Consider the following 17367-nt stretch of genomic DNA (forward strand, 5'->3'; position numbering starts at 1 on the left):
TCTATTTCATCTCAACCCATTTTTCATTATCCATGATAAAGGGCTTAGCTAGACCTTCGCCTGTATAGTCTTGGTACTTGGTCTCCAAGTATTTGTAGACATCTTCCTTGGTCGTAAACTTGATGGCTTGATAGGGCTCTTCAAAGGTCAGCTTTTCGACAAAGAGATAGCCGTCCTTTGCAGGAACTAAAACGCCGACATGGCCGACAAAAAGGGTATTTCCATCCAGGTTATCATGAACGATAACAGAAAGCATGCGCGCATTTTCATTGAACTTGAAGTGAGAAAAATACTCTTCCATCTTCTTGGCATGGACCTTGACATCCGTTGTTGCTTCTGTCGGAACCCGTGAATACAGAATGTTAAAAGCTTCCTTTTCTGCCTCACCGAAGATCTTCCCTTTGTCAATCGCATCATTGTCCACGAACAAAAGTTCACTATCCGCTTTCATTTTAGGAATCTCGATACGATTCTTCAGAAGAGTATAGCTATTGATCCGGCAGTTGGTCCCGACGAAATCGCCCTTTTTCTTGGTCCACAAGTCACTGATCTTCTCAACATTGTAGTCTGTTTTCTTGAAGGTGCTGAAGTCACCCGTCAAGCCGACCGAGCCGACAATGCTATCGTAATCTGTTACCAGACCCAAAAATTTATCTACACTGTCCTGATCCAAATAAGCAGACAAGAGAGTCCGCACTTCTTCGACACTCGCCTTGCTGTTGAGGTTGCTGTAGGTGCCCTTGTAGCGCTCCTTATCTGAACTAGATTTCTGTACAGTGGAACTTGCCTGCTTTTCCTTGGATTGCTTTTGGTTGCTACCACAAGCCGCTAAAGCAAAGATCGCCAAGGCACAGCTAGCAAGGAGCATGATTTTTTTAGATGGTTTCATAAAGTGGTTCCTTTTCTATTGATTAAAATGTTTGTACCATAAATTTTTCATATTGATAATCCTTCTCCTCTATTATAGTTTAAAACTAGGTTAGCTCCAACTATTTTTTACGAAATAAGAAAAGATTATAAGCAGCGAAAAAGAGCTGGCAACTGTCCAGCTCTTCAATATATTACAAAAATCAAAATTAAAACTATTGTTTAATTCGACCAATCTATTTTGGCATGTTCTATTGCGTACTCGGCTTCTTCTTGAGTAAATTTTCTTTTTTCAACAAGTATTTCTAATATCTTTTCTTTCGTAATCTTGCGACCGTTTGCATAAGATTCCGCTTCTTTCACAGCGTCCTCCTTCCAATCGAAATTAACATGTTCTACAGCATAGTCAGCCTCTTCTTGAGTAAATAGTTCAACATTTATAAGTTGCCAAACTAATTTTTCTTTTGAATAACGATACCTTTGAAGTGATTTTGCTGCTAAAACAGCCTGCTCTTTCCAGTCCATATTAAGCTTATATATAGCGTACTGGTTAGCTCCTTCTGAATAATTATAAATCTTTATTTTATTTTTGATAGCCTGCTTCGAAATAGGAGAATCCTTTGACAGTTGCTTAGCTGTTGCATATGCCCTTTTAAATTCTTCTTCTACTAAAGTTGGATGAAAAAGTTTTTTCACAAGCAAATTAAATAATAATTCTAAATCGTCCTCATTTTCATCACTTGAAGAAGTGTATTTTCTATAATCATAATTCTGTGTACTAGAACTTGAAGTAGCGTATTCTTGTTTTGATGATTCAAAATCATCCTTATTTCCATCACTTGAAGAAGAGTATTTTTGTACAGGATTAGTCAACTGTGATCCTGAACGTGAATTTATCCATTTATTATAATTTATTTCATAATCAATTACTATAAGAGCTAGCATTCCTGCAAATAATCCAAAAATTGTAAAAATAAATATCAAAAACTTTTTCATCATGACTCCCTTTACTTGTTTCTCTCCAATGAAATTTTCATCCCTCTGGAACTGCTTTCATTAGTATTATATCATGAAATATTGTTCATTTTTATTTACTAGTGTAAAAGTCTCTATGGCTAGTAAATAAAAAAGTGACTGCATTTCAACTGCAATCACTCATTCTATGTGAAATAAAAAATGACAAAGTATTATAAAATCTTATTTAATCTTGTGTTTGTTCATCTTTTCTTCAAAGATAGCTGTCATAATCTTGCGGAGCTCTTCTCCTTCTTTTTCAGGAAGGTCCCCTTGACGTTTCGCCACGGCATAGAGTTCAGGGTATTGCTTGGCTACACGCTCAACTGTCTTGGTCGTCGCATGCCCCCTGACAAAGAAAGGAATACGTTTGATCCATTCTTGCGGGACAAGAGCAAGTAATTTCTTCGCTGCTTCCTTATCAGAAAGCTCAGCTGTACTCAAACCTCGATTGATTTGTTCTTGTTCTTTTTCTGTGAAATCTTTTAATTCCATAGTAAGCTCCTCATTTGTTTATCTAAGGACACATTATACACCTATGTAGAGGAAAGTACAACTAAAGGATTTCGGGAAATAGAGCAGGGAAAAGTCATCCCTTACTCTATATTTTAGTCGTTAAATTTTATGAAGTTTATCGATCTCCAATTTATTGTGGAGCATCTCCTCTCTGTTTTAAGTAAAAGTCACTTGCCTCCCTTAGTTTTTTATAATAATGATCGTAACTCTTACTAAATTGTCTAATCAGCGGAATAGCGACCTCATAGTAGTGATGGTCCATCAAAAATGTTTTCAGTTGATCTTGAATATTTTTCATTGGACTTGTTTTGTAATCATCACTGTTCAAATAGCGATCATAAATAGAAATTGTGTCCTTATTTTCATTATGCCACTTTTCATTACTTTCTATCGTAGCTATTTTAGATTCATCAGCCTCTTTTAAGTTCTTCAAATCAATAGTAAAATTATTGTTTAATTTAACCAATCTACTTGAGCATGTTCTATTGCGTACTCCGCTTCCTCTTGAGTAAATTTTCTATTTTCAACAAGTATTTCTAATAACCTTTCTTTCGAAATATTGCCACCGTTTGCAGAAGATTCCGCTTCTTTCACAGCTTCCTCTTTCCAATCGAAATGAACTTTTTCTATAGCATAGTCAGCCTCTTCTGGAGTAAATAGATCAACATCTACAAGTTGCCCAACTAACTTTTCTTTTGAATAATGAAACTTTTGATATGATTTTGCTCTTAAAACAGCCTGCTCTTTCCAGTCTATATTAAGCTTATTGACAGCGGACTGGGAAGTATACTCTGAATACCTGCCATACTTAGTAAGATAATTTTTAATTTGTTGCTTCGATAAAGGAGATTTCTCTGACCAAGATTTAGCTTTTGCATATGCCCTTGTACTTACTGGTACTAGTAAATTTTCTTTCGGTTCTGGAAAGCTTGATCTATTATGAAATTTTTCATAATCTCTATAATAACCACTTAACACAATAGCTACAAATCCCACCATCAATCCAAACATCGCAAAAATAAATATAAAAAATTTTTTCATAATGTATACCTTTACTTGTTTTTAGTCTAATTTGTTATTTTGTGCTTAATAAAACAATATTGTCACTCAACACTAGGAGAATTAACTTCTCCAGTCACTCAAAACAATTCCTATAGAATCCTTCAATAACGGTTTTATTAATCCCTGTTTAAATATAGCAACTCATTCTTAATGATGTTAAAAAATGAGTTGGTTCCATAAAAGACTCAACATTTGTGACAGGACCACCAGGCAATGTCATTCCTTGCCTAGACTCTTTCTCACGATCAATAACAAGAACTCTATCGCCGTCTCTTACCATACAAAGATTTGTAAACTCAACGATCTCATTCATACAGATACTTCCTAACTATGTTTGTCTTTTTCTTTAAGGATAGGATAAACAATCTCTACCCTATTCTTCTTTTAGTTGCACTTGCGTATGGGCTAGCAGGTCTCCAAGATGCCTCTTATCTTTCCTAAACAGCGTCATTGCCAGTAGCAAAACTGCGAGGAGAGTCGCCGAAATAGAGAGGATAATGGATAATCCATCAAAATTACTATAGAAGCCATGAATCGTGCCCATATGACCGAGTTGCCAAGGTAAAAATTTAATGGTGTTTCTGATCAAGCTAGCCTGAACTGTTTTTTTCTGGTAGACCAGCTCAAGTCCCGCTTTTGTCTTCCCCAAGCTCCCATTTTTTGCATAATCCAAATATATAAACAGGAGGGCGATTGGCAAAATAGAGGTGAAAAATACAAGCCACTGCGACTGAATTTCTGTAAACTCTGGGACACCATTAAAAAAAATGATGTAAATAAGCATCGAAACTATAAACAGAAAAACTAAATAAGTTAGAATGAAAAGATAATCGAATAGAAATTCCATCATTCTTTTTTTAAAAAAAATAGGATTGATTGCTAACATCTTCATCACCGTCTCCCCCTTTCTCATCTCCTATTATAATATAAGGGTACGAATAAAGAAACCATTTATAAAAGAAGACTGAAATATCTCAATTTCAGTCTTCTTTCTTACTAATTTTCCCTATAAATAACAAAGCCATTTGGCTGAATGATCAAGCGATCATCAGAAATGCTTCCAAGACTCATCAGATCTGCCTGTCCTCTTTCTAAGACAACGTCTTTCTTCGACTGGTTAAAGTAGGCTTTGAGAATCTGAGCCTCATATTGCCATTCTACTACCACTACATCCGGCTCTACTTCTTCTAAGCTGACTTTACCATGCTGAATCATACCCGCCACTTCTTTTCGGAGCTGGATCAAGTCCTTCATAAAATTCAGCATATCATTGTCCGTTGACACGCGCTCCCAAGGCATGACACGACGACAATCTGGGTCTGGACCACCAATGAGGGCTAGCTCTGTTCCATAATAGATACAGGGCGTTCCGCGTTGCAGATAGAGGAAGGCGAGGGCAGACTTGACAGACTGGAGATCGCCTTTAGCCGTCGTCAGGATACGCTCTGTATCATGCGAGTCTAAGAGGTTGAACATGACCTCAGAGATCTGCTGCCTGTAGTACATAGACTGGCTATTGATCTCCCAAATGAAGCGTTGCGTCTCCTTATGTCCTCGCAGGAAATAATCCTTGATACTTTCAGAGAGAGGATAGTTCATCACTGCATGGAACTCATCACCATTGAGCCATGGTTGGGACGAATGCCAGATTTCTCCGAGGATATAGAGGTCTGACTTCTTAGCCAAGACCGCCTTACGGAAATCTCGCCAGAATTGATGGTCGATTTCATTGGCCACGTCCAGTCGCCAAGCATCGATATCAAACTCTTCAATCCAGTATGTCGCCACCTTCAAGAGATAGGCCTTCACCTCTGGATTAGCCGTATTGAGCTTAGGCATATAGCCTGCAAAAGCAAAAGCATGGTAAGACAAGTCGCGACTATTCCACAGATTTTCTGAGGAGACAGGGAACTTTTTAATATGGAACCAATCCTTGTAAATCGAATTCTCCCCGTGTTTGACCACATCCTGCCATTGGGGTGAATCATAGCCAATATGGTTAAAGACAGCATCCAGCATAATCTTCATTCCACGCGCATGGGCCTCTTGCACCAACTTGCGGAAGGTCTCTTTATCACCAAAATGTTGATCGATTTTAAAGTAATCGATGGTGTCGTATTTGTGGTTGCTTGGTGATTCAAAAATCGGGCAAAGGTAGAGCCCTGTAATTCCTAACTCCTGCAAGTAGTCCAAGTGATCGATAATTCCCTGCAAATCACCACCAAAGAAATCTAACATGGTAGGCGCAATAGACGCATCCCAAGGACGGACACCTTCTGGCGAAATAGCTGGATTCCCATTAGCAAAGCGCTCGGGAAAGATTTGATACCAAACCGTCTGCGCCACCCAATCTGGAACAGCACACCCATCAATCTCATGGATAAAAGGAAGCTTAAAGCCGTTCATGACGAAGTCCAGGTTCTCCTTGGTGTAGGCTGCCACACCTCGATCTCCATACAAAATTTTCTCTCCCGCCGTGGACTCTAATTCAAAGAGGTACTGGATCCGGGCATGGCGGACAGATACCGACACTTGCCAATAATCAAAGAGGTCGTCTGTCGTCACCTTATCCATTTCCTTGGTTGCTTCATATAGATCTTCTATAAAAATAAAGGGATCCCCATAATGCAAGACAATCCGTTTGATATCTTCTTTCTTGGTCCGGATGCGAATATGGAGCTGGCCATCTTTATAAAGATAGGCATACTCCGATTCAGGCCGATGATAAATCGCTGTTAATTCCATCTGTCTCGTCTCCTACTATACTCTCTTTTCATCATTTACCGTTTTATGCAAACGATTCCATAAACTATTTCTAGTATACTACTTTATAAAAACGTTTGCAAGATCTTGTTTGAATTTTAGACCTCTAACTTTTTATAATTGTAATGCAACACAAAAAGCCCAGCGACTGGGCTTAAAGATCTTTGTGGAATCAATGACTTTACATTATAAGCATCACTTTATACTGTTTCCTACTAAAATATACTATAGATCTATATTTCTGTTAATAGTTTATTGAACAGTTGTTCGAGCTTACTAGTATCTCCATAAACTGTTCCATCCATATATAAGTGATAGATATCATCATCTAAACCAATTGAAATTTCACATTCATAGCCTTTCATCAAAGCTAAAGAACGGATAACTTCTCGTTGAGTACGACCGTTTCCTTCTCTAAATGGGTGAAAATAATTTAGATTATCTAATATCTCAGCTAAACTTTTACAAATCTCAATTTTATTATTTGCGTTAAGTAGATAGTTTGAAATCAAAGTATTTAAATATTTTTCTGCCATATCAAAAGACTGAACTGGCATAAAAGCATTTCCACTTTTAGAGATATTTACTTGACGGTATTGACCTGCCCAAGTATACATCCCTTCAAAAAGAAACTTGTGAATCTTTAAAATATCTGAAACAGTATTTACTTCAATTGGATTAATAAACAGTTTTAAACTTTGGCTTGCTACTAAACGATATTCTAATTCTCGTGCTTTATTATCATTTTTCTCATTAAATTTATTTATGAGAACAGATGAATGGGGATAGGTGTATAAATTATCAGGGTCTATATAATCATACCCATCATATATTTTTCTGACCATTATCCAACTCCTAATGCAACTGCCTCTTCTCTCAGTCGCTCCACGTCTTCTACCGTGGGATGCCATCCTTCAATCATATTGGTGCTAAGAGCAAACCAGACGCTCTTAAAAACCTTTTTGTTGTCAAAAATCACACCCATAATCATCATTTTTTCTTTATCTACATCTAAGGTCATATTCTACCTCCGTCCTATTATTATAGCATATTTTCAATCATTTTAGTTCTCCTATTTAGAACTTACCCTACACAAAAAGCCCAGCGATTGGGCTTTCTCATCATCTAAATGACTGATACTCATTCCTTACTTGTATGCCGCTTTCCAAGACTTAGCGCTTGTTCTTCTGACATTTCAACTACTTTGGCAAAGTTAGTATTTCGTGGCATGCTATCTTTAGAATACCAGTAAACATCCGCACTCCCATTTCTGGCTACATAAACTACTGGAGCCAATTGACGACTTGGTTCTGTAGGCTCCACAGGTTGAACTGGCTGAGCTGGTTCTACTGCTTGACTCGGTTGAGGAGCTTGACTTGGTTGGGTCTCGACAGGGGCACTTGAAGGTTGAGATTGGCTACTTGGTTCCGTTGGCACCAAGGACGGCTTAGCGGTTCCCTTCAGATAATCAATCGTTGCATTCTTAGAGTAGTTGTCTAAGGTAACGGTAGTAATCCCATAAGCATCTACTGATTCTTTTGGACTGCTTAGGTTTATACGGAGTAAATTACCTTCTTGATCAATACCAACATACTGCAAGATGATTTGTCGCGGAATTAACTCATCACCCGCATAAACCGGAGTCACCTTGTAGTCCAGCCAATAATTGGGGTGAGTAGCCAGCCAGCTATCGAGTCGTTTCTCGTAGTAGAGCATGCCCTCCACATTGCTATCTGCTGTCCCTTTATAATTCCCCGTATTGGTCCAGGCAGTTAGAGGAACCAGATTTTTCCCTTCATTGGTCAGTCCACTAAATTGATAGCCGATCAAATGCCCTCTATGGAACAACCAGGCCTTCTTTCCCTTGTTTCCATATGCAATCTTATAATTGTGCCAGCCAACCGGATTATAGCTGAGATGTGGTTCTCTTTTTTTCTTTGGCTCATCCTTGTCCTGCAGCTGAATATGAGCGGAGGTCGCACGACCCAAATGATCAAAATCCCCCAGTACTAGCTGCTTATTGCCATTAAAAGGCAGTAGATGAAGACTCTGGTAATCGAGTCCAGTTTGCTGAGCTTGAACTCCTTGAACAAAGGTTAAGGACATGAAAATCGCGACTATTCCAACGAAGATATTTTTCAAAAACCGTTTAGTAACCATAATAAACTCCCGTATTACTATCTAGTATTATTATAGCAGAAAAAACGATTACAAAAAATTTATTTTTCAAAAACTCTTGTTCATGACCTTACGTAACGATGTATAATAGGTATGAGGAGGTGGGTAATGATGGCTAAATATAGAGCAATTCCGGAAGGATTTATGACAGTGGGGGAACTTGCTAAGAAAATGGGCGTTACCACCCGTACTCTACAATATTACGATAAAGAGGGGCTACTTTCCCCATCGGCAGAAAGTGAGGGAGGTCGCAGGCTTTATACCGATAAAGATATAGTGCTACTCCATCAGATTTTATCTTTAAAATCACTGGGATTTTCTCTCAAGGATATAAAGAGCCGTTTGATCTCATTGAAAACACCTGATGATGTTGCTAAAGCTCTTACGGAACAGGCAGATGTTCTTCGTAAAAATATAGAACAACTTAAGGATTCTTTGGTCGCAATAGAGCAGTTAAAGGTAGAAGTTTTACAAATACAAACGGTCAATTTTAAGAAGTATGCAGATATTATTGTCAATCTACAGATGAAGAATGACTCCTACTCTCTGATTAAGCGGTTTGATGATGATACGCTCGACCAGATACGCAGTCGATTTGACAAGAAAAGCGGACAAGACTTTATGGATAGGTTGAACCGCCTAAGTGATCAAATCGTGGAGCTTCAAAAAGAAAACGTGCCAGTTGAAAGCGAACAAAGCCAACAGGTTGTGCAAGAATACTGGAGCTTGATTATGGAGTTTACAAATGGTGATATGAGCATGCTTCCTAAGTTGATGGAGATAGGGAATATTGATACCGCCTCAAACACTTGGGAAGAAAAGCAAAAAATCGTCAATGATTATTTAGGACCTGCTTTACAAGTCTATTTTTCAAGACTTGGAACCAATCCCCTTGAGGAGGTAGAAGCATGAAAGACGCAATAGAGGTTTCTGGATTAAAGAAAAGTTATGGTAGCAATATGGTTCTTAGAGGTCTCGATTTTAAAATCAAACAAGGAGAAATCTTTGCTTTGCTCGGAGTGAACGGAGCTGGTAAAACAACAACGCTTGAATGTATCGAAGGTCTGAGAAAATATGACGAAGGCACTATCGTTGTAAACGGGAAAACCGGAATTCAACTACAGTCCTCCTCTCTACCCGCCCACATCAAACCAATGGAAGCCATAAAGCTCTTTGCAAAATGGAATCATACATCCATTGATGATGCTATGCTAAAGGCCCTTGGCATAAAAGAAATGAAGGAGTCGCAATACATAGAATTATCCACCGGTCAAAAAAGAAGATTACATCTTGCTCTTGCACTTATCAGTAATCCAGATATTATTTTTCTCGATGAACCGACAGCGGGACTTGATGTTGAAGGAAGACTGTCCCTCCATGAACAAATCCGAAAGCTCAAATCACAGGGGAAGACAATCGTCTTGGCAAGCCACGATATGGCCGAAGTTGAAACCTTATGTGACCGCATTGCTATTTTGAATAATGGAAAGATTGTTTTTTGTGGTACTCCTTCAGAACTGACAGACAGGTTGGGAAGAAAATATTTCATCCATTTAAAGACCCGGGACGGAGAGGAATCTTTTGAAACAGATACGATCGAGGACACTTTGATTTCATTATTGGAAGAATGCAAACAGAAACATATCCATGTATTGGATATTAAGGTGGATCGTGGCACACTGGAGCAGCATTTCATCGAAATGGCAAGGAGGGGATCGGAATGAAAGGATTCTTATATAGCCTAGCATTACAGTGGAAATTGGACATACGAAGTAAGTCTCTCTTGGTTACTTACTATATTGTACCGCTTATTTTCTTTCTTCTCATGGGTGGTATTTTTACTTCCGTTATGCCTGAAATGGGTAGTACACTCATACAGTCAATGATTGTCATGAGTGTTTCCATGGGGGCCTTTCTCGGCTTACCGCCTTCCTTGATTGAAACATACGGAAGCGACATAAAAAAGATTTATAAAGCAAATGGTGTGCCTATTCACTTAGGATTGGTGACCATGGTTCTCTCTGCCTTTGTTCATTTGATAATGACTTGCATAGTGATCCTACTACTTGCTCCAATTTTATTTAAAGCAAGTCTACCGAGTCAACTTCCCTTATTCTTTCTCGCACTAGCTATCTATATTTTTGTATCGTTGAGTATCGGAAGTATACTGGGTCTTACTGTAAAAAATCAAGCAAAGCTAACCATGATAGCACAACTTGTCTTTTTACCATCAATTATGCTCTCAGGAATCATGTTTCCTATCACCATACTGCCTGATTTTCTCCAAGTAATAGGACAAATTTTCCCAGCTTATTGGGGATACAGATTGATGCTAGAAAATGGTTGTAGTCTTGAAAACCTCTGGTTTCTGATTCTTGTATCTTGCATTGCAATAATATCATGTATCCTCCTGTTGAATAAACAAAAAATCTAACTAGGTGCCTAAATAATTCCAAGGTAGCATTTACTTTAAAAGTAGCATTTACTTTAAAAAGAAAAAAGCGACGAGATTATTTCTGATCACGTCGTTTTGCTGTTTTTAGTTGTGTTTATCTAGGTTACTCTATGTCATTTTTTTCATGCATTTTGGATTTAATATCGTTTATGTATTTTTGGATGCCGATATCGGATTTTTTATCATTTTGACCTTGCTATACCTACTCATCACACCGATTGCAATACATATACGTAATAGAACTGTGAACAGATTATAATGGGGAAAAGCTTTCATTAACTTGTACAAAATTTTGAGTTTGAATTCCTCCTACAAACTGTCTGTTTAACTTGTTGTAAACAAAAAAAGAGATAATTGTAAAATCACATAAAGAGAACACCAACAAAAAATCATCTGTTGGTGTTCTCTTCATTTTTAGATTTCTGAAAAAACCTCTTGTCCATGGATCAGTAGGTACCCTTTATCTCTTTTTTCATGAAAATTATTTTATAAACAGCAGATTACATTCTTAATATATATGGAAATATACAACTGTTCTATATCAACTTATATTCATACCACTCTTCATCTACTTTCTGAAATCCCAAAGCTAAAAACATTCTTTGACTTTGTTTATTAAAAGGATAAATTTGAGCAGTTACCTTAACCATTTTTTTCTCTTTGGCCAACTGTATCATTTCATAAATACATCGTCTTCCGATCTGTAAATTTTGATACTCTTTGCTGATCACTATAGAAAGTTCCGAGTTATCTTGAAGTGTCACATCTCCAACTAACACACCCTCATATTGGATATAATAGCAAGATCCGTGTGAAGTTAGGTAATCATACATTTTATGAAGTTTTGTTAGATTGTAAATCTGATCAGTATTATCTACTTGTTTGCAAACCTCACTATCTTGATACCAAAGAAGAGAGATGTCATCATTTCTATAATAAGGAATAAGCGTTATCTGATCGTCTACTATTCTATTCATCATGACTTGTCCTTATTTCTATCTAGAGGTTTCTTCCGAAACTTCAATATTCCCCACAAACCAATTGGCCATCTTTTGACTCTTGCTTTTATAAGGGTTGGGAGGAAACAAGGTAAAAGGGGGAATACTGGCATCAGGGAAAGATAATTCTACTCTTAATGTCCTCTCAGGGTTATCATCAGAATAGGCTGTAAAATAGATATGGTAATGTCCGCTCACATCACCACCATTATCATACTCGCCCCTAGCAGTATTTGGCAATAAGGTCACAGATTCTATGTCCTGCTTTTCCCGAGCTAAGTTTGCGATGATCTCACGCTTAATAGCAGTCTCATGATTTCTGACGAAATTCCCATCATCACTATATCCAGGATGCTCACTAAGATAATAGAAAACAAGGACCATCATAAAGGGTAGAGAAATTAAAAAAATGATTAGCTTATTGGATTTTAACATGTGGGTCCTCATCCTACTTATAAAAAATCTTGACCCAATCCTGCTTTGCACTGAGTATACGAGCAACATACACTGTATGCTTCTCAATATAATAAAATGCGAGATAGTTCTCTATTGGCATATAACGATAGGGTTTCCCATCATTCGTCATCTCACCATAGCCCCGGCTTGATACCAGAGGACAGGCTTCTGGAAACAGTTCTAGGGTCTCAAGAGCACTTAATAGCAAATCAACTTTGCCATCTGCAGCTTGCTGGCTATAAAAATTCACAAGAATATAGTCGTGAATGCCACGCAAGTCCTGCTTAGCCTGATCTGCAAGAAAGACCTGATAGCGTTTCAACTTAGTCAAGACCAAATTCCTTTCTCACATCGGCTACAGAAGTGACTTTCCCTTGAGCAATTTCCTGGTGCCCAACTAAAATCTCCTTCTTCAAATCCTCAAAGGCCACTTGATACTGCGTGTTCTGCAAATCACTTGAAACAAATTCTCTTGGATCCACAGTCCCGTTGGCAATTTTTCGAAGTGCTGCATTTAGGACATCTGACACCGAAATTTTTTGATCTGCAAGTACCTCTTTTGTTTTTTGGTAAAACATCGCATCTGCGCGAAAATTCACTGCTTTCGTGTTTGCCATTTCTACCTCTCCTTTGTACATACAATTTGTATATACATTCTACCATACGAAAGAGAAGGGATTCAAGTGAAAAATGGATTCTTCTTTCACTAAATCTAATTAAGAGATACCGTTAGTTAATCTATATTCTTTCTCTCGTGTCAACTGATACCTCTTAGAATCAACAATTTAAGTAGATTCCACATCTTAATTTAACAACTCCAAGTAATTGTAGTCAATTATATTAGATATATTTTATTAATTTCTTTATAGTAAATTCCTATTTCTCTAGCCAAAAGAACGCTTGGTTTAACATCTCTTTTGTTTGTCCAATGATACACGGTCCATGAGAAATAATAATATTCTTAGGTTCCCATTTCTTTATTTTATGATAACTCTTCAATGCTTGTTTTTTACCAAATAAAAAAGTCATTCTTAAATCTCTTGGTGTTTTACCATTTGGATAGTGATTATCACCTATTTTTAACAGTAGCTTTTCAAAAATCGATAAATTTTCTGTTTCTATGTTTTCAATAAGATCCGTTAAAATTAGAGTTGAACTTTCAGTATGGAAAAAAACAACCTCTTTCACGTAAAAACTTCCCTCAAATGTTGTAAAACAAATTTCCTCGTTCCAATTGGCTTTCTCTAGTTCATGACCATAATATAAATTCATTCCCGATTTTCCGGCACGCTTTTGAACACCACTAGCTAGCCATACTTCTGCTTCCGGAAATAGTTCGTGCCACTCATTTATATAACTATAATGTAAGACATTGGGTGCAATAAGGTGTTTTACCTCACCTAATTGCTTGATTTCAAAAAGTAAATTATCACTAGGCTTAATCGGCGAATGCACCCAAAGACCACCATTCTGCAGACGGATAACTGTCATTCTAGTTGAAAAAGGCACTTTGAAGAGTTTGAAATTCATCAGTACTTCTTCCCCATCTACAATCCAGAGGTTATCTGCTATCTTTTTTAAGGAATTGAGCGGACTATATTTTTTGACTTCCATGAAACTCTGCTTTCTAAATTAATAAAGTATAATCAATCGTTATTCTCCAAAAATGGTATCACCAAATCAACCCACTCTTGAGGCAGGTAAGCTGATAGATAGCCATGATGATAGCCCTTGGCTTCATACAAAATCGTATTTGGATGCAGTTGTTGAAATAATTTTGCTGATGCTTTCACACAGTTTAATTCTTTTTCACCGTAGATATACAGAACCTGCGCCTTGATAGCAGAAATCGTATCCTTCAGCTTGTAACGCCCCATATAGGTATTGTAAATAGTCACTAATGTTTTGATAGGCGTCCTCGGCAGATCCTCCAAATAATAAGCTTTTAGTTCATCTGGATAAGCGAGTTTAGGATAGATTTTGTCCATCATGCTTAATTGGAGTTTACAAGAGAATTTACTAAACAGCAGTTTGCCAAATAGACGTACCAGAAAGATGCTGATTTTAGCTAACCCTGGTTGAGGAATACAGAGGCTCCCGTCTATGATGGCCTTCTCAGCAATTTCACTGTCTAAAGACAAAAGCTCCATGGCAATTTGACCACCAAGTGAAACACCACCGATTGCAAACAATTTCCCACCACAGTTTGCTTTGATATAGTCTAGAATCTCCAAAGCAGAATCTTCAGTAGAAACATAATCAAGTTGATATTCCTCGCCGTGGCCATTCAAAGTCGGTAGAATAATACGGTATTCTTTTGACAAGATTCGTGCTTGACGAAGATAATTCCACCAAGAACTGCCACCACCATGTATCAGTAAAATAGGAGGCAAATTCTTATCACCAAATTCATGGAATTTCATATTTTAACTCCTTACTGTAAGACTTTCTTGGCTACATCTTTGTTTAATCTGTTTAAACAAGCAGTGATACCACTTCAAACAGAAAATCTCTAACATTGATTATCTAGATAGATTACTCGTTACTTTCAATAAAGGATATGCTGATTTAAATTTTAAAATATTATTCCTTACTAATTCTATTACTCGCCAATATTGTATAAATCAAATAACCAATAAAAATGATAATAAAAATAAGATTAATTTTTAACACAAAGTAGAGATTTAACAAATTTGCGAACGCGTGAAATAAAATACAGTACCCCACAGATTTCGTTTGACGGTAAAGAAGCCCTAAAACAAAACTTAAAAATAATGTATATATAAAAAATAAAATAAAAGGAAATCCTTGATGACTTTCTCCAACTATAAACCATAAAGGCAGATGCCAAATTCCCCAGATTGAACCTACAATCAAATTAGATTGCCAATACGTATATTTTTTATCAAGTAACGGTTGTAATATTCCTCTCCATCCTAATTCTTCATGGCCACCACCAAAAAAAATTATTTGTATAAAGAATAATGGCATCAGATAAATTGATACTCCATTTAATTCTAAGGAAGATACAGAAAATAGTATCAAAATTGCTAACATATGAATAATGAAATAGATACTACTATTTTCTCTCTTATTAAATAAAAAATGTTTAAATTTTATATTATTACTTTTCAAATAAAAGCCACTTGCAATAGCTGGACCAAGTGCACCTACTATATGTAAAGTTCTTCCTATAATCGTTTCTAATCCAAAAATATGAGATTGCGTAAAGATGGCAAGAATCCCCCAAGCTATATAAGTAATTCCAAATGTACAATAAAGATAATTTTTTAAATTCTTTTTGTCAATTTCTGTCATTTTATTGCCCTTATCTTGATTATTTTATGAATAAGATTTTTACTGCTTCTTAGTTGCTGTCGATTATAACTACCTATATTCTATCACAAAAACACAAAAAAAGCCTTACAATCAAGGCTTTTCATTATTGATTCATACCAAGTTTTCTAGGCTTTTACCAGCAAAGCTACACACTCAACGTGTGCTGAGAGCTTTCTTCTATACTAATAGACGAAAGGGTGTGAAAATGATTTTTAAATGATACTGTGGAACGGAACAGTAGCCCTAGTATTGACTACTGTCGTTTCTATTCATATTGGCTATTCTAGGACTGAGATGAAAAAATCTATAAATGCTCAGAATAAAATTGAACCCGCAAATCTCCCCAAAACAATGGTGAGTCATGTACTTGTATTATTCCGAAAAAATACACCTCTGGTGCAGTGAGACAAATTGGTGTATCTTATAGTGGCTTCGTAGATGAAAGCTATACTCTACTATCACTCTTTGATGATGTAGAACAAATTGAAAAAGATAATAGACTTCAGACAGCTATTGATGTTGTCAGAGAACAGTTTGGTTTTTTAGCCATACAAAAAGGAACCGTCCTAACTGAAGGTTCCAGAAATATTGAACGCAGTAAACTTATCGGTGGTCATTCCGCGGGTGGATTGGAGGGATTAAAATGAAACAAGAAAAAAATACAGTACAATTTTCAGAAATCCGTAGCAAAGGATGTAATGATATTGAAATGCTTGAAAGATTTTTACATGGAATCGTTGAAACAGCAACTTCAAAACTTCGTCAGAGAAAACTCAAAACAACTGAAATATCGATACGACTAGTACATGCTAAATCTGAAAACCGATTACCATTGGAATTTACATTTAGCATTAAGCCAACAAGCTCATCTGTGATAATCTATACTGAGGTAATCAATCGCTTTAAAGAATGTTACACAGGTGGGGGAATTCAAGGTTTTACGATTCAATTTGATAAAAATACCCTTGCCTCTGCATAGAAAGGATTTGATATGATTGACCGTTCATATTTACCATTTCAATCAGCAAGAGAGTACCAGGATACAAAGATGCAAAAATGGATGGGCTTTTTCCTATCTGAACATGCATCAGCACTCTCTGATGATACAAACAAAGTAACGTACATGTCTGACTTATCACTAGAGAAGAAATTATTACTCCTCAGTCAAGTATACGCCGGGCAGCTACGCACACGCATTCAAGTGATTGAAAAAAACAAGCGTGTTTCCTACACTGGAACAATACCAAGTCTGACCAAAGATTTCATTTTGATAAAAACTACAACAGGTCACATCAATTTGAAATTAAAAGACATTATTAGTATTGAACTTGTCGAGGAGGTGCTCTATGAATCAGCTTGAGTTTCAGCGTAATCACCTACAAATGGACTATTATAGCGAGAGCTACCAAGATTTTGAACGTGACTTCTACCGCTACTCTAACATGAATATTCCATTGACCTTCCTAACTGATGATATCCTAAAAACAATGGCGACTTCACGTAAGAATTACTTTGTCCTCAATAAGGAAAAGTCCAGAAATAACCGCGATCACTTCTTCATATTTGAAGTAAGTACCGTAGATGAGAATCCGCTAATCTATCATTATACATATAAGAAAACTACAATATATTTAGCAGAAAAATAGGAGCAGTTCAATTGACTGTTCCTATTTTTAATATTCATAAAATCTAAAGTCTTTATACTCTTTAACAATGGAG

General features: G+C 36.8%; 25 protein-coding genes and 1 pseudogene. 8 read left to right on the forward strand and 18 right to left on the reverse strand.

All coding sequences use genetic code 11. The features are described from left to right. Position 1: 1 nt before the first annotated feature. The 11 genes from ABVF55_RS06765 to ABVF55_RS06815 form a co-directional block, all read right to left on the reverse strand. Positions 2-889 carry a DUF4300 family protein gene (locus ABVF55_RS06765; RefSeq protein ID WP_445285091.1) on the reverse strand — a complete coding sequence of 296 codons (888 nt, stop codon included), beginning with the start codon at positions 887-889 and terminating at the stop codon, positions 2-4. A gap of 200 nt (positions 890-1089) precedes the next feature. After that, positions 1090-1863: an Ltp family lipoprotein gene (locus ABVF55_RS06770; protein WP_049472823.1), complete on the reverse strand. Its 774-nt coding sequence runs from the start codon at positions 1861-1863 to the stop codon at positions 1090-1092. Positions 1864-2064: 201 nt separating this feature from the next. Beyond that, positions 2065-2376 (reverse strand): hypothetical protein, encoded by a 312-nt coding sequence (locus ABVF55_RS06775; protein ID WP_445285092.1) that lies wholly within the window; start codon positions 2374-2376, stop codon positions 2065-2067. Between the two features lie 151 nt (positions 2377-2527). Beyond that, positions 2528-2863 (reverse strand): hypothetical protein, encoded by a 336-nt coding sequence (locus tag ABVF55_RS06780; RefSeq protein WP_445285093.1) that lies wholly within the window; start codon positions 2861-2863, stop codon positions 2528-2530. After that, positions 2851-3438 carry an Ltp family lipoprotein gene (locus ABVF55_RS06785; RefSeq protein WP_003006840.1) on the reverse strand — a complete coding sequence of 196 codons (588 nt, stop codon included), beginning with the start codon at positions 3436-3438 and terminating at the stop codon, positions 2851-2853. The genes ABVF55_RS06780 and ABVF55_RS06785 overlap by 13 nt, the downstream gene beginning before the upstream one ends. Before the next feature lie 148 nt (positions 3439-3586). After that, positions 3587-3772: a hypothetical protein gene (locus ABVF55_RS06790; protein WP_445285094.1), complete on the reverse strand. Its 186-nt coding sequence runs from the start codon at positions 3770-3772 to the stop codon at positions 3587-3589. 60 nt (positions 3773-3832) lie between these two features. After that, a complete protein-coding gene (locus ABVF55_RS06795) occupies positions 3833-4372 on the reverse strand; it encodes an RDD family protein (RefSeq protein WP_445285095.1) in 540 nt (179 codons plus the stop codon). Between the two features lie 83 nt (positions 4373-4455). Next, positions 4456-6204: a glycoside hydrolase family 13 protein gene (locus tag ABVF55_RS06800; protein ID WP_445285096.1), complete on the reverse strand. Its 1749-nt coding sequence runs from the start codon at positions 6202-6204 to the stop codon at positions 4456-4458. A 251-nt stretch (positions 6205-6455) separates the two neighbouring features. Next, positions 6456-7067, reverse strand: a complete 612-nt coding sequence (locus ABVF55_RS06805; protein ID WP_003017315.1) for a Fic/DOC family protein — start codon at positions 7065-7067, stop codon at positions 6456-6458. Beyond that, on the reverse strand, positions 7067-7243 hold the full coding sequence (locus tag ABVF55_RS06810) for a hypothetical protein (protein WP_003017298.1): 177 nt from the start codon (positions 7241-7243) through the stop codon (positions 7067-7069). Before ABVF55_RS06810 ends, ABVF55_RS06805 begins: the two co-directional genes overlap by 1 nt. 119 nt (positions 7244-7362) lie before the next feature. Beyond that, positions 7363-8382, reverse strand: coding sequence for a DNA/RNA non-specific endonuclease (locus tag ABVF55_RS06815; protein ID WP_445285097.1), 1020 nt, complete (start codon positions 8380-8382; stop codon positions 7363-7365). Positions 8383-8508: 126 nt separating this feature from the next. On the opposite strand from ABVF55_RS06815, the gene ABVF55_RS06820 reads away from it, so the two are divergent. From ABVF55_RS06820 to ABVF55_RS06835, 4 genes and pseudogenes are all read left to right on the forward strand, one after another. Then, the gene (locus ABVF55_RS06820) at positions 8509-9312 is read left to right on the forward strand and encodes a MerR family transcriptional regulator (protein WP_445285098.1); all 804 of its coding nucleotides are present in this window, start codon (positions 8509-8511) and stop codon (positions 9310-9312) included. After that, entirely contained in the window at positions 9309-10124 is an 816-nt protein-coding gene (locus ABVF55_RS06825; protein ID WP_445285099.1) for an ABC transporter ATP-binding protein, read from the forward strand. The genes ABVF55_RS06820 and ABVF55_RS06825 overlap by 4 nt, the downstream gene beginning before the upstream one ends. Beyond that, complete coding sequence (locus tag ABVF55_RS06830; RefSeq protein WP_445285100.1) at positions 10121-10834, forward strand: ABC transporter permease; 714 nt, start codon at positions 10121-10123, stop codon at positions 10832-10834. The genes ABVF55_RS06825 and ABVF55_RS06830 overlap by 4 nt, the downstream gene beginning before the upstream one ends. Positions 10835-10976: 142 nt before the next feature. Beyond that, positions 10977-11114, forward strand: a pseudogene (locus tag ABVF55_RS06835) (CPBP family intramembrane glutamic endopeptidase); the annotation flags it as partial. A gap of 277 nt (positions 11115-11391) precedes the next feature. On the opposite strand, the gene ABVF55_RS06840 reads toward ABVF55_RS06835, so the two are convergent. The 7 genes from ABVF55_RS06840 to ABVF55_RS06870 form a co-directional block, all read right to left on the reverse strand. Then, a complete protein-coding gene (locus ABVF55_RS06840; RefSeq protein ID WP_445285101.1) occupies positions 11392-11835 on the reverse strand; it encodes a GNAT family N-acetyltransferase in 444 nt (147 codons plus the stop codon). A gap of 15 nt (positions 11836-11850) precedes the next feature. Further along, on the reverse strand, positions 11851-12288 hold the full coding sequence (locus ABVF55_RS06845; RefSeq protein ID WP_445285102.1) for a hypothetical protein: 438 nt from the start codon (positions 12286-12288) through the stop codon (positions 11851-11853). A gap of 13 nt (positions 12289-12301) precedes the next feature. Then, positions 12302-12640 (reverse strand): type II toxin-antitoxin system RelE/ParE family toxin, encoded by a 339-nt coding sequence (locus ABVF55_RS06850; protein WP_070594508.1) that lies wholly within the window; start codon positions 12638-12640, stop codon positions 12302-12304. Next, a complete protein-coding gene (relB, locus tag ABVF55_RS06855; RefSeq protein WP_414324852.1) occupies positions 12633-12926 on the reverse strand; it encodes a type II toxin-antitoxin system RelB/ParD family antitoxin in 294 nt (97 codons plus the stop codon). Before relB ends, ABVF55_RS06850 begins: the two co-directional genes overlap by 8 nt. 259 nt (positions 12927-13185) lie before the next feature. Then, the gene (locus ABVF55_RS06860) at positions 13186-13923 is read right to left on the reverse strand and encodes a DUF4336 domain-containing protein (protein WP_070665972.1); all 738 of its coding nucleotides are present in this window, start codon (positions 13921-13923) and stop codon (positions 13186-13188) included. Positions 13924-13955: 32 nt separating this feature from the next. Next, a complete protein-coding gene (locus ABVF55_RS06865) occupies positions 13956-14732 on the reverse strand; it encodes an alpha/beta fold hydrolase (protein ID WP_445285103.1) in 777 nt (258 codons plus the stop codon). Between the two features lie 160 nt (positions 14733-14892). Beyond that, positions 14893-15627 (reverse strand): lysostaphin resistance A-like protein, encoded by a 735-nt coding sequence (locus ABVF55_RS06870; protein ID WP_445285104.1) that lies wholly within the window; start codon positions 15625-15627, stop codon positions 14893-14895. A 422-nt stretch (positions 15628-16049) separates the two neighbouring features. Between ABVF55_RS06870 and ABVF55_RS06875 the strand changes: the two genes are divergently transcribed. The 4 genes from ABVF55_RS06875 to ABVF55_RS06890 are packed head-to-tail and all read left to right on the forward strand — an operon-like array spanning position 16050 to position 17294. Next, a complete protein-coding gene (locus ABVF55_RS06875; protein WP_001813542.1) occupies positions 16050-16295 on the forward strand; it encodes a hypothetical protein in 246 nt (81 codons plus the stop codon). Further along, complete coding sequence (locus ABVF55_RS06880; protein WP_000806926.1) at positions 16292-16627, forward strand: DinB/UmuC family translesion DNA polymerase; 336 nt, start codon at positions 16292-16294, stop codon at positions 16625-16627. Before ABVF55_RS06875 ends, ABVF55_RS06880 begins: the two co-directional genes overlap by 4 nt. A gap of 12 nt (positions 16628-16639) precedes the next feature. Further along, positions 16640-17008, forward strand: coding sequence for a hypothetical protein (locus ABVF55_RS06885; RefSeq protein ID WP_000567222.1), 369 nt, complete (start codon positions 16640-16642; stop codon positions 17006-17008). Then, a complete protein-coding gene (locus tag ABVF55_RS06890; protein ID WP_286643393.1) occupies positions 16995-17294 on the forward strand; it encodes a DUF5960 family protein in 300 nt (99 codons plus the stop codon). Before ABVF55_RS06885 ends, ABVF55_RS06890 begins: the two co-directional genes overlap by 14 nt. The last annotated feature ends 73 nt before the right edge of the window (positions 17295-17367 follow it).

The organism is Streptococcus sp. KHUD_012 (genome assembly GCF_052588255.1).